The organism is Nocardioides kribbensis (assembly GCF_015070375.1).
Taxonomy (GTDB): Bacteria; Actinomycetota; Actinomycetes; order Propionibacteriales; family Nocardioidaceae; genus Nocardioides; species Nocardioides kribbensis.
This window is the reverse complement of record NZ_JADCLL010000001.1, coordinates 625,419-637,561: the sequence shown is the minus strand read 5'-3', so window position 1 is coordinate 637,561 and position 12,143 is coordinate 625,419. Positions and strand designations below refer to the sequence as shown.

9 protein-coding genes are annotated in these 12,143 nt (G+C 73.9%); 5 read left to right on the top strand and 4 right to left on the bottom strand.

Going from position 1 to position 12,143, the window contains the following annotated elements; all coding sequences use genetic code 11:
• Positions 1-907: 907 nt before the first annotated feature.
• Positions 908-1,798: a sugar transferase gene (locus tag IR170_RS03070; RefSeq protein WP_227488395.1), complete on the bottom strand. Its 891-nt coding sequence runs from the start codon at positions 1,796-1,798 to the stop codon at positions 908-910.
• Between the two features lie 115 nt (positions 1,799-1,913).
• Complete coding sequence (locus IR170_RS03065; protein WP_228942452.1) at positions 1,914-2,570, bottom strand: response regulator transcription factor; 657 nt, start codon at positions 2,568-2,570, stop codon at positions 1,914-1,916.
• Positions 2,571-2,923: 353 nt separating this feature from the next.
• Here IR170_RS03065 and IR170_RS03060 point away from each other — a divergent pair, with 353 nt between their 5' ends.
• Entirely contained in the window at positions 2,924-3,595 is a 672-nt protein-coding gene (locus IR170_RS03060) for a response regulator transcription factor (RefSeq protein WP_193661143.1), read from the top strand.
• Positions 3,596-3,613: 18 nt separating this feature from the next.
• On the opposite strand, the gene IR170_RS03055 is transcribed toward IR170_RS03060, so the two are convergent.
• Entirely contained in the window at positions 3,614-5,362 is a 1,749-nt protein-coding gene (locus IR170_RS03055) for a GAF domain-containing sensor histidine kinase (protein WP_193661142.1), read from the bottom strand.
• A gap of 149 nt (positions 5,363-5,511) precedes the next feature.
• Here IR170_RS03055 and IR170_RS03050 point away from each other — a divergent pair, with 149 nt between their 5' ends.
• On the top strand, positions 5,512-6,165 hold the full coding sequence (locus IR170_RS03050) for a response regulator (protein WP_056903812.1): 654 nt from the start codon (positions 5,512-5,514) through the stop codon (positions 6,163-6,165).
• Between the two features lie 16 nt (positions 6,166-6,181).
• Here the strand turns inward: IR170_RS03050 and IR170_RS03045 are convergent, their stop codons facing one another.
• Positions 6,182-7,825: an ABC-F family ATP-binding cassette domain-containing protein gene (locus tag IR170_RS03045; protein WP_193661141.1), complete on the bottom strand. Its 1,644-nt coding sequence runs from the start codon at positions 7,823-7,825 to the stop codon at positions 6,182-6,184.
• 127 nt (positions 7,826-7,952) lie between these two features.
• Here IR170_RS03045 and zwf point away from each other — a divergent pair, with 127 nt between their 5' ends.
• The 3 genes from zwf to IR170_RS03030 all read left to right on the top strand — a co-directional run bounded on the left by zwf (position 7,953) and on the right by IR170_RS03030 (position 12,042).
• Complete coding sequence (gene zwf, locus IR170_RS03040; protein WP_319804888.1) at positions 7,953-9,380, top strand: glucose-6-phosphate dehydrogenase; 1,428 nt, start codon at positions 7,953-7,955, stop codon at positions 9,378-9,380.
• A complete protein-coding gene (locus tag IR170_RS20170; RefSeq protein WP_193661140.1) occupies positions 9,373-11,217 on the top strand; it encodes a glycoside hydrolase family 15 protein in 1,845 nt (614 codons plus the stop codon). The genes zwf and IR170_RS20170 overlap by 8 nt, the downstream gene beginning before the upstream one ends.
• Before the next feature lie 240 nt (positions 11,218-11,457).
• Positions 11,458-12,042 (top strand): TMEM165/GDT1 family protein, encoded by a 585-nt coding sequence (locus tag IR170_RS03030; RefSeq protein ID WP_193661139.1) that lies wholly within the window; start codon positions 11,458-11,460, stop codon positions 12,040-12,042.
• Positions 12,043-12,143: the final 101 nt, after the last annotated feature.

The following is a 12,143-nucleotide window of genomic DNA, read 5'->3' as shown; positions in this document are numbered from 1 at the left end:
CCAGCGACCCTCGGTGGCCCTCGAGGGCGCTCGGACGACGCTCGCGTGGCCGCCGATGCTCGGACGACGCTCCCGTGGCCGCCGGCGGTGCGCCGGTGACCCGGAGCGCCTGCCGGGCCCGCTCACCGGCCTGACCGCCCGCCCTGACCCGGGCCCACCCCTCTGGGGGGAGGGGGGTCACCCGACCACGACGCCCCACCCCGCTCACGCAGCGGGGTGGGGCGTCGTCGTTCCCGGGCCCCTCGGCGCCGTCGGAGGATCGATCCAGCGGTGCCAGCCGCCCGGCTCGGCGCGGTGCCCGCGGGTGCGGCCGCTGTGCACCGCGCGACGGTGCCCGCGCTGACGGCGCCACGTCGGTCGGTCCACGCTCGTGGCCTCGCAGGCCCTCCTGGGGTGATCGGCCGTCGGATCGACGGAGGACCGCCAGCGACCGGCGACCGGCGGCCGGGGGCACCGGGGTGCCGGTGGCGTCGGGGCCGTCGTGGGCTCGCGTGTCCTCGGCGGGCCGAGGTCCTTTCGGGTTGGACGAACGTTCGATCAACCCAGGACCGTCAGCGACCCGCGACCCGCGACCCGCGACCCGCGACCCGCAGCCCGCGGCTGGCGGCCCGGTGGTGTCGGTGGCGTCGTGGCTGTTCGTGGGGCTGCGTGTCGTGGGCGGGCCGAGGTGCTTCTGGGTTGAACGAACGTTCGATCAACCCAGGACCGTTGCCGACCAGGGGGCGGGGCAGGCGGGGGAGGGGTGTCGGTGGGGGCGTCGCCCGGGCTGCTGGTGTCCTGCGCCCGGAGCGGGTCGGGGCACTGCCGGTGTGGACGAGCCTCCGGTCGACCCTTGCCCGCCCCGGGACCGCCGACCGCCGACCGCTCCGCACCCGAGCGGGTGGCGGCCGTGGCGGGTGCGCACGCGTCAGTAGGCGCCGCGGCGGCCGACGACGGCGCCGAGGGTGCGCAGCAGGATCGAGGCCTCCAGACGCAGCGACCACTGGTCGACGTAGGTCAGGTCGAGTCGGACGCTGTCGTCCCACGACAGGTCGGAGCGGCCCGAGACCTGCCACAGGCCGGTCAGCCCGGGCTTCACCCGCAGGCGTCGTCGCGTCCGCTCGTCGTAGGCCTCCACCTCCGAGGGCAGCGCGGGCCGCGGTCCGACGAGGGCCATGTCCCCGCGCACGACGTTCCACAGCTGGGGCAGCTCGTCGAGCGACCAGCGCCGCAGCACGGCACCGACCCGGGTGACGCGGGGGTCGCGGCGCATCTTGAAGAGCACCCCGTTGCCCTCGTCGAGGTGGGCGACGGCCTCCAGGCGCAGCTCGGCCGCGACCTCCATCGAGCGCAGCTTCAGCATGATGAAGGGACGCTCACCGCGCCCCACCCGCACCTGGCGGAAGAGCGCGGGGCCGGCCGAGTCCAGCCGCACGGCGAGCACGAGCCCCAGCAGCAGCGGCAGCACGCCCAGCAGCAGCAGCAGCGCGGCCGCACGACCTGCGAGGTCGCAGGCCGCCCGGCAGGCCCGCGTGGCCTGCGAGCCGAGCCACCGCTCCCCGGCGGCGAGGTCGGCGGCCAGGTCGGCGCCGAGGTCGGCCACCAGCTCGGGCAGACCCTCGGGCACCAGGTCGGCCAGTCCGACGTCGACGAGGCCGACGTCGACCAGCCCCGCGTCGACCAGCCCCACGTCGACCAGCCCCACGTCGACCAGCCCCACGTCGACCAGACCACCGTCCGCCGCCCTGTCGACCCGGGCGAGCTCCGCCCTCGGTGACCCGGGCTCGGGCCCGGCGTGCTCCAGCTCGATGCTCGACATCTGCTACCCCCTCGAGTCGCCCTCACGGGCCGCTCATCGCGCTCCACGCTAGGGAGGGCTCTGGGGGTGGGCATCCCGCAAATACGGCACATCCGCGGGCCGCCCCGACGCCGGCTCAGCCCACGGCGGAGTACCACCCGACACGGTGGGCGATGCCGACCGCGGAGAGCTGGGAGGAGACCCCGAGCTTGGCCAGGATCGACTTCACCTGGGTGCGCACCGTGGCCTCGGAGACCACCGACTCGCGGGCGATGTCGCGCACCAGCGAGCCGCGCATCAGCCCCTGGAGCACCTCCTGCTCGCGCGTGGTCAGCAGCTCGAGACGCCGGCGGAGGTCCTCGTGGTCGTGGCGCTGCTCCTGCCACAGGCGCAGCAGCTCCTCGCGCTCGCTGACCTGCAGCACGGGCAGCCCGTGGTGCAGTCGTCGCACGACGGCGAGCAGGTCGTTGAGCGGCCGGGTCTTGCTCACGACCTGGCGCGCCCCGAGCCGCACGCACTCCCCCCACGTGGCACGGTCGGGCGAGGAGGTGACGACGACGACCGGCGTGCCGGTCGCGGCGATGGTGCGCACGACGCGGGCCGCCTGGCCCAACGGCCCCGGGTCGAGCCCGATGAGCACCATCCGCGGACGCAGCCGCGCCAGGGTGCTCGACAGCTGCCCGGGCGCGCCGGCGACGTCGTCCAGGCGCACCCGGCGCGCGTCGTAGCCCTCCACCCCGAGCGCGAGCTCGAGCGACTCGGCGAACAGGACGTGGTTCTCGATGATCAGCACGCGGAACCCACTCCGCGGCACGACAGACTGACTCACTGGGCCCCCCTCCAGCAATCGGCACCACGCGGGCTCTCCCGGTGCGTGCGACTGGTCGGAGCCTAGGAACGGCCCTCAGGGTCCTCACAGGGACTTAGGTCCCTACCCAAGCTTGACGAGTCGACCGGTCGGTCCGACGCACGCCTGCGCCTGCGCGTGCCCAATAGTCAGGATGCGGGGGTGCGACGCCCGACCGGCGACCCGTCCACACTCCACTGTGGGCCTGTGACCTGCACAGACGCCGTCGTCTGCCCCACGAGACCCGCCGGCCCAGCCGCTTGCGCCGCCCCTCCCCGCTGCCGGGGAGGCGGGCGGTGGTGACGCCCTTCGTCGCGGAGGCGACGTCACGACCCGCCCCGTCGCGGCCCGGGGTGCTGGTCGTCGCCGACGAGGGTCTCGTGGCGGAGACGGTGGCCTCGGCGCTGCGACGGCGCGGCTTCCTCACCGAGCACGTCGTGCTCGGCTCCGCCGCCGAGCACGGCCGGCCCGACGTCGTGCTCGTGGTGGCCGACGTGGGCAGTCCACGGCGGCTCGGCGCGCTGCGCACCGCCGTCGCCGGTGTCGGCACGCCCTGGGTCCTGGTGACCACGACCGAGCGCGGCCCGTGGTGGGGCGCGGCCCTCGAGGCGGGCGCCAGCGAGGTCGTGGAGGGCACGTCGTCGCTGCGCGAGGTCGACCTCGCCCTGCGGCTGGCCGCGGCCGGGCACCGGTCGGTGGAGCCGCAGACGGTGGCCGAGCTGGTGGCCGCGTGGTCGCGCGTCAGGCGGGAGCGGACGTCGGTCGAGCGGCGGATCGCGCAGCTCTCGCCGCGCGAGCTGGAGGTGCTCGACTCCCTCTTCGCCGGCACCAGCGTGGCCGAGATCGCCGTCGCCGCCGGGGTGTCGGAGGCGACCGTGCGGACGCAGGTGCGCGCGGTGCTGCGCAAGCTCCACGTGCGCTCCCAGCTGGCCGCGGTGGCGCTCTACGCCGCGGTCCTGGAGGACTCGTGAGACGGCGTCGGGAGTGCCTCAGAGGGGCACCGACCACCGCACCACGACACCACCGGCCACGGCCTGCGGGTCGTCGCTCGCCCCGGCCTCCAGCCGGGCGCCGCCCGCCGAGCCGTCGTCGCGGGGCACCACCTCCGCGGTCATCGACCCGCCGCGCCGCCGTGCGCGCTCGGCCATGTTGGACAGGCCGCTCCGCTCGGCGCGGGGCGTGAGGTCGACGGCCCCGATGCCGTCGTCGGCGACCTCGACGACGAGCCACCCCTCCCGCACCGCGACGTGCACGTGAGCGGTGCCGGCCCGCCCGTGCCGCACGGCGTTGGCGAGGCTCTCCCGCACCACCGCGGCCACGTCCTGGGCCAGCGACTCCTGGGTCACGTGCTCGACCGGGCCGGCGAAGGTCGTCGCCGGGGGCACGGCGAAGCCGACCGTCGTGCCGACGACCTCGGCCACCCGTCCGCGCAGCGAGGTGGGACGGGAGGTGGCCCCCAGCGAGAAGATGCTCTGCCGGATCTGGCTGATGGCCGCGTTGACCTCCTCGTTCATGAGAGCGATGCGGTCGGCCACCGGCCCGGGGCCGATCTGGAGCACGACGGCGTCGAGCCCGAGCCCCGCGGCGAAGAGGCGCTGGATCACGTGGTCGTGGAGGTCGCGGGCGATGCGCTGCCGGTCCTCCACCAGACCGAGGCGCTCGCGGGTGGCGCGGACCTCGGCCTGGGCCAGCACGACCCCGAGCTGGGCGGCGAAGGCCTCGGCCATCTCGATGTCGCGGCGCAGGAAGCCGCCCTCGCCCCGCTCCCGGGCCAGCACCAGCGCCGCGACCCCGCGGTCCTCGATGACGAAGGGCACCGCGAGGGCGTGGCCGAGCTCGCCCATGCCGCGGTAGCCGTGCGGCGAGAGCTGGTCGACGCCGTCGGCGGCCGCGGCGACCCCCGAGGTCACCGCCTTGCCGGCGAGCGTGCCGCGCACGGGCAGCACCAGGCCGATCGAGGCCTCGGCCGCCAGCCCCACCGCGTGGGTCGTCACGAGGGTGGCCGGGTCGTCCCCGGGCGCGGTCACCGCGGCCACCGCGGCGCCGGCCAGGTCGCGGGCGCCGGTGAGCAGGGCGGTGACCTCCTCGCCCTCTTGCACCGACAGGTCACGGGAGGCCTGGGCCAGCACGGAGGACCACTGCTCGCGGTAGGCGAGGTCGTCGAAGAGCCGGGCATTGGTCATGGCGATGCCCGCGGTGACGGCGAGGGCGTGCACGAGCTCCTCGTCGTCGGCGGTGAAGGTGCCGGTGCGCTTGGCGGTGAGGTAGAGCGTGCCGAGCAGCTGCTGGCGGGGACGGATCGGCACCACGAGCAGTCCGCCCTCCGGCTCGTGCAGCTCGGGCGTGCCGCACGAGCAGTGCGGGGCGCAGGCGGCGACCAGGCCGTGGGGGTGGCCGGTGGCCATCACGTCGGAGAGCAGGCGCTGCCGGTCCACCGCCCCGCCCAGGGAGCCGGTCACGCCCTCGTCGACCGCATGGTGCACGAAGTCCTCGAGCTCGCCGTCGTCGTCCCACACCACGAGCCAGGCGTAGCGGGCGTCGACCAGCTCGGCGGCCACCGAGCACACGCGGCGCCGCACCGTGGGCAGGTCGAGCGCCGTGACGAGGTCGTGGTTGGCGCGCACGAGGGACTTGAGCCGGTCCCGCGCGCCGATCAGCTCCCCGGCACGGTCGACCAGCTGCAGCAGCAGCGAGTCGAAGCCGAGTGCCGGCACCTCGTCGTTGTCGTCGCGATCCATCCGTCCCCCCGGCCGTGGAGCGCCATCATGCACCGCGGGAGAGGACCTGTGTCGGGACTTTGGTCCCTGGTCGACGGCTGTCGTCTGGGTCACACTGTGTGCCGGGAGCACCACGTGCCCGTTCTCGGCCGACCTGAGGGGGGATCGCCGTGACCACACTGTTTCTGCTCGACGACCACGAGCTCGTACGACGGGGCCTGCACGACCTGCTGGAGAGCGTCGAGGGCTACTCCGTCGTGGGGGAGGCCGGCAGCGCCGCCACCGCGATGGCGCGCATCCCGGCGCTGAGACCCGACGTGGCCATCCTCGACGCCCGGCTGCCCGACGGCACCGGCATCGAGGTCTGCCGCCACGTGCGCGCGGTCGACCCGAGCATCGCCTGCCTGATGCTGACGTCCTACGACGACGCCGAGGCGCTCTACTCCGCCGTGCACGCCGGGGCGGCGGGCTACGTCCTCAAGCAGGTCACCGGCACCGAGCTGCTCGACGCGGTGGCCGTGCTGGCCGCCGGCGGCACGCTCATCGACCCCGCCCTGGTGCGCCGGGCCGCGGAGCGCACGCCGGCGCCGCGGCGCGAGGTGCCGGCCGAGCTGCGGACGCTGACGGCGCAGGAGCGTCGGATCCTCGACCTGATCGCCGAGGGCCTCACCAACCGCCAGATCGGCGACCGCATGTTCCTGGCCGAGAAGACGGTGAAGAACTACGTCTCCAACGTGCTGGCCAAGCTGGGCCTGCAGCGACGGGCGCAGGCGGCCCTGCTGGCCAACCGGCTGCTGGACGACCGCCCCCAACGCGTGGGCTGAGCCCACTCGGCCCGGCTCAGCCCAGCACCGAGGTGACGACGCCCGCCTCGACCTCCCAGCGCCGGTCCAGCCGCACGGCGTCGAGCAGGCGCCGGTCGTGGGTGACCAGCAGCAGCGCTCCCGTGTAGGACTCCAGGGCCTGCTCCAGCTGCTCGATGGCCGGCAGGTCGAGGTGGTTGGTGGGCTCGTCGAGCACCAGCAGGTTGACCCCGCGCGCCTGGAGCAGCGCGAGGGCGGCCCGGGTGCGCTCGCCGGGGGAGAGGCGCCCCACCCGGCTGGTGACCTGGTCGGCCTTGAGGCCGAACTTGGCCAGCAGCGTGCGCACCTCGGCCTGGCTCCACTGCGGCACCAGCGCCTCGAACGCCGCTCCGAGCGGCTGGTCCTCGGCCAGGCCGGAGCGCGCCTGGTCGATCTCTCCGACCGCCACGCTCGCGCCCAGCGAGGAGCGGCCGGAGTCGGGCTGGTCGTGGCCGAGCAGCAGGCGCAGCAGCGTGGTCTTGCCCGCGCCGTTGGGCCCGGTGATGCCGATGCGGTCGCCGGCGTCGACCTGGAGCGTGACCGGTCCGAGGCGGAAGTCGCCGAGGGTGCGGGTCGCGGCGTCGAGGCTGGCGACGACGGCGCTGGAGCGGGGCGCGGCGGCGATCTCGAGCTGGAGCACCCACTCCTTGCGCGGCTCCTCCACCTCGTCGAGACGGGCGATGCGCGACTCCATCTGCCGCACCTTCTGCGCCTGCTTCTCCGAGGACTCCGACTGGGCGCGGCGGCGGATCTTGTCGTTGTCGGGGCTCTTGCGCAGGGCGTTGCGCACCCCCTGGCTGCTCCACTCGCGCTGGGTGCGGGCGCGGGACACGAGGTCGGCCTTGGTGGCGGCGAACTCCTCGTAGGCCTCGCGGGCGTGGCGCCGGGCGACGGCCCGCTCCTCGAGGAAGGCGTCGTAGCCGCCGTCGTAGACCGCCACCTGGTGCTGGGCCAGGTCGAGTTCCGCGACGCGGGTCACGCAGCGCGCCAGGAACTCGCGGTCGTGGGAGACCAGCACGACCCCGGCCCGCAGCCCCCGCACGAAGCCCTCGAGCCGTTCGAGGCCCGCCAGGTCGAGGTCGTTGGTGGGCTCGTCGAGGAGCACCACGTCGAAGCGGCTCAGCAGCAGGGCGGCGAGCGCGACCCGTGCGGCCTGTCCTCCCGACAGGGCGGTCATCGGGGTGTCGGCGCCGAGGTCGAGGCCGAGGTCGGCCAGCACCGCCCCGGTGCGGTCCTCGAGGTCGGCCGCGCCGCTGGCCATCCAGTGGTCGAAGGCGGCGGCGTAGGCGTCGTCGGCCCCGGGCGCCTGCGAGCCCAGGTCGGCCGCGGTGGCCTCCATCCGCTCGGTCGCCGCCGCCGCGCCCGTGCGTCGCGCAAGGTAGGCGCCGACGCTCTCCCCGGGCACGCGCTCGTGCTCCTGGGGCAGCCAGCCCACGAACGCGTCCGACGGCGCGGTCGAGACCGAGCCGGCGAGGGGGGCGTCGTGCCCGGCCAGCAGGCGCAGCAGCGTCGACTTGCCGGCGCCGTTGGCGCCGACGACCCCCACCACGTCGCCCGGCGCCACGGTGAGGTCGAGGCCCTCGAAGAGCGTGCGGTGGGCGTGGCCCCCGGCCAGGTCCTTGGCGACGAGGGTTGCACTCACCCGGGGAGCCTAGCCAGCGGCCGACCGGTCGGTGGCGCGGGCCTGGTCACCCCTACAGGTGGCCTGGTAGTCCTGACCCCGTGGCGCGCACGACCGCGCCCACGAACCCGTCCACGAAAGGTCCACCGTGACGTCTCGACCCGACTCCGCCGGCGAGCACCTGCCGCCGCACGTGATGGTGCTCTTCGGGGCCACCGGAGACCTGGCGGCCCGCAAGCTCTTCCCCGGCTTCTACCGCCTCGCCGAGGACGGCCGCCTCCCGGCCGACTTCCGCCTCATCGGCAGCGGGCGGCACTCCCCGGGCAGCGACGAGGAGTTCCGCGACCGCGTGCGCCAGGGGCTCGAGGACGTCGTCGAGCACCCCGACGCCGAGATCCTCGACGACCTGGTCTCGCGGGTGAGCTTCCAGACGTCCAACGCCGACGACGGCTCCGACCTCGCCGCTGCGGTGCGCCGTGCCGAGGAGGAGCTCGACGCCGACGTCGAGGACGTGCGCCGCCTCATCTACCTCTCGGTGCCCCCCGGCGCCATGCAGGGCATGATCGCCATGCTGGGTCGCGAGCGGCTCACCGAGCGGGCCCGCCTGGTCATCGAGAAGCCCTTCGGGCTCGACCTCGAGACGGCCCGGGAGCTCGACGCCAGCCTCAAGGAGGTCGTCGACGAGGACCAGGTCTTCCGCATCGACCACTTCCTGGGCAAGGAGGCCGTGCAGAACATCCTCGCCCTGCGCTTCGCCAACGGGCTCTTCGAGCCGGCGTGGAACCGCGAGACCGTCTCCTCGGTACAGATCGACGTGCCCGAGGCGCTCGGCCTCGAGGGTCGGGGCAGCTTCTACGAGTCCACCGGGGCGCTGCGCGACATGGTCTCGACCCACCTCAGCCAGCTGCTCGGCTTCGTGGCGCTGGAGGACCCCGTCGACTTCGACGCCGGCACCCTGCGCGACGCCAAGTCGGCGGTCTTCGCCGCCATGCGCCCCCTCGACCCCGCGCGCGTGGTCTACGGGCAGTTCGAGGGCTACCGCGACGAGGACGACGTCGCCGACGACTCCGAGGTGGAGACGTTCGTGGCCATCGAGGCCTTCGTCGACAACGACCGGTGGCGCGACGTGCCGTTCTACCTGCGCACCGGCAAGGCGCTGGCCGAGGGCAGGCGCACCATCACGCTGCGGCTGCGCACTCCCGCCACCAAGATCTTCTCCAACCAGGCCGGCTGCAACGACCTGGTGCTGGAGCTCACCGACGACCCCAAGATCACCGTGGAGCTCCAGGCCAAGAGGCCCGGACCCGACATGGAGCTCGTCGAGGCCCGGCTGCGTCTCGACCTGGTCGACGACGTGCCCGACGGCGACCCCCTCGAGGCCTACGAGCGGCTGCTGCTCGACGTGCTGCGCGGCGACCAGACCCTCTTCACCCGCTCCGACGAGGTCGACCGGCTGTGGCAGGTCGTGCAGCCGGTGCTCGACAACCCGCCGTCGGTGCAGCCCTACGAGAAGGGCTCGTGGGGCCCGCAGGCCGCGCTCGACCTGCCGCAGGGCGGGTGGCGGCTCGGTGGCTGAGGTGCCCCACGGCGGCGGCCCGGCCGACGCCGAGGGGTTCGTCGCCATCTCCGACCACGGGCTGATCGGCGACCTGCGCTCCTGCGCGCTGGTCGGCACCGACGCCACGATCGACTGGTTCTGTCCGCGCCGCTTCGACTCGGCCAGCGTCTTCGGGGCCCTGCTCGACCCCGGCAAGGGCGGCGCGTGGCGCATGGAGCCCGTCGACGGGGCGACGACGACCCACCAGTTCTACCTCCCCGACTCCACGATCCTCGTCACCCGCTTCCTCACCGAGCAGGGCGTCACCGAGGTGCACGACTTCATGCCGGTCGTCCGGCCGCACGACCCCGACCACCGCCAGCGCGTGGTGCGCCGGGTGGCGTGCGTGCGGGGAGCCACGCGCATCCGGATGGAGATGGCGCCCCGCTTCGACTACGGCCGAGTCGTGCCGGAGGTCGAGGAGACCGACGGGGGAGTCCTGCTGACCGGCGCCGACCTGCGCCTCGGCGTCACCTCCACCGCCCCGCTTACCACCGACGAGGGGTGCGTGCGGGCCGACCTCACGCTCGAGGGAGGCGAGGAGGCGCTCTTCGTGCTCCACGTGCTCGACGACGACCAGGACCTCCCGACGGGCGACTGCGACGACACCGCCGCGCTCTTCGACGCCACCGCCCGCTTCTGGCGCGACTGGCTCTCCCAGTCCACCTACACCGGCCGGTGGCGCGAGATGGTCGACCGCTCCGCGCTGACCCTCAAGCTGCTGACCCACGAGCCCACCGGGGCGATCATCGCGGCTCCGACGACCAGCCTGCCGGAGAAGATCGGGGGCGAGCGCAACTGGGACTACCGCTACGTGTGGATCCGCGACGCCGCCTTCAGCCTCTACGCCCTGCTCCGCCTCGGCTTCACCGACGAGGCCGGCGCGTTCATGGGCTGGCTCTCCGACCGGCTGCGCAGCGACGGCGCCGGCGACGACGAGCTCGGCCCGCTGCGCGTGCTCTACGACATCGACGGCGAGGTGCCGGTGGAGGAGCACGAGCTCGACCACCTCCGCGGGCACCTCGACTCCCGGCCGGTGCGGGTCGGCAACGCCGCCGTGGGTCAGCTCCAGCTCGACATCTACGGCGAGCTCATCGACTCGGTCTACCTCTACAACAAGTACGGCACGGGCATCAGCTACGACGCCTGGACCGACCTGACGCGTGCCCTGACCTGGCTGATGGACAACTGGGAGCGCGACGACGCCGGCATGTGGGAGATCCGCGACGACCCCCAGGCCCACACGACCTCACGGCTGATGTCGTGGGTCGCCATCGAGCGGATGATGCGCATCGCCCGCCAGCGCGGGCTGCCCGGCGACCTCGCCGGCTGGGGCGAGGTCCGTGACCGCATCTTCACCCGGATCATGGAGCACAGCTGGGATCCCGAGGTCGGGGCCTTCATGCAGTCGGAGGGCTCCGACACCCTCGACGCGGGGGTGCTGCTCATGCCGATGGTGAAGTTCGTGGCCCCGGACGACCCCCGGTTCGTGTCCACCCTGGCCGAGGTCGAGCGCCGCCTGGTCTCCGACAGCCTGGTGTTCCGCTACGACCTCGACGCCACCAGCGACGGTGTCGACGGCGACGAGGGCACCTTCTCGCTCTGCTCGTTCTGGTACGTCGAGGCGCTCACGCGGCTCGGTCGCATCGACGAGGCGCGGCTGGCGCTGGAGAAGATGTTCACCTACGCCAACCACCTCGGTCTGTACGCCGAGCAGGTCGGGCTGGCCGGCAACCAGCAGGGCAACTTCCCGCAGGCCTTCACCCACCTCTCGCTCATCAGTGCCGCGCTCAACCTCGACCGCAGCCTGGGGTGAGCCGATTCGTGCCCGCGGGGCCGCAGCGACTAGGCTCGCTCACCGAAAGGGAGTAGTCCCCAACAGCTGCGTCGACACACTGCCCCGCCTCGCGGCGGGACCGGTGCAGCGGGCCAGCCGGCGAGAGCCGGCGGGCGGACGAGACTTTCGACCAGTGCCACGACCCGTCAACCGGTCGCGCCTGGTCGAAGGCGCGTCCGGCTCCCTGGCGCTTCCTCGGCCCGGCGCGGAGAGGAACCCATGGAAGCCTTCCTGATCAGCACCGCCGTCATCTTCGTCGCCGAGCTCGGCGACAAGTCCCAGCTGATGGCGATGACCTTCGCCGCGCGCTACCGCGCGCGCGACGTCCTCATCGGCATCACCGTCGCCACGGCCATCGTCCACCTGGCGTCGGTGGGCATCGGCTACTTCATCGGCGACGCCTTCGCCGAGTACCAGGACACCATCGCCATCGTCGCCGGTGTGGCCTTCCTCGGCTTCGCGCTGTGGACGCTGCGCGGCGACGAGCTCACCGAGGAGGAGGCCGACAAGGCGCGCAAGAGCCAGGGCGCGGCGATCCTCGCGGTGGGCGTGGCGTTCTTCCTCGCCGAGCTCGGCGACAAGACCATGCTGGCCACCATCACCCTGGCCACGCGCGAGGGCTGGTTCGGCACCTGGATCGGCAGCACGCTGGGCATGGTGGCGGCCGACGCGCTGGCCATCGTGGTCGGCGCCATGCTCGGCAAGAAGCTGCCGGAGAAGGCCATCACCTACGGCGCCGCCGCAGCCTTCGCCGTCTTCGGGTTCCTGCTGATCGCCGAGGGGGCCGGTCTCGTCGGCGCCTGATCGCGACCGGCTGCCGGTCCGTGTCGCGCAGCGGTCCGGACCACCCGGCGCCACCTGTGCGAAAACGCCACGGACGCGGCCCCGCGTCCACTAGCGTCGTC

What these genes read in the sequence shown, in the direction of transcription:
- IR170_RS03070 (WP_227488395.1), bottom strand. Translation starts at nt 1,798, where the DNA reads ATGTCGAGCATCGAGCTGGAGCACGCCGGGCCCGAGCCCGGGTCACCG.
- IR170_RS03055 (WP_193661142.1), bottom strand. Translation starts at nt 5,362, where the DNA reads ATGGATCGCGACGACAACGACGAGGTGCCGGCACTCGGCTTCGACTCG.
- IR170_RS03030 (WP_193661139.1), top strand. Translation starts at nt 11,458, where the DNA reads ATGGAAGCCTTCCTGATCAGCACCGCCGTCATCTTCGTCGCCGAGCTC.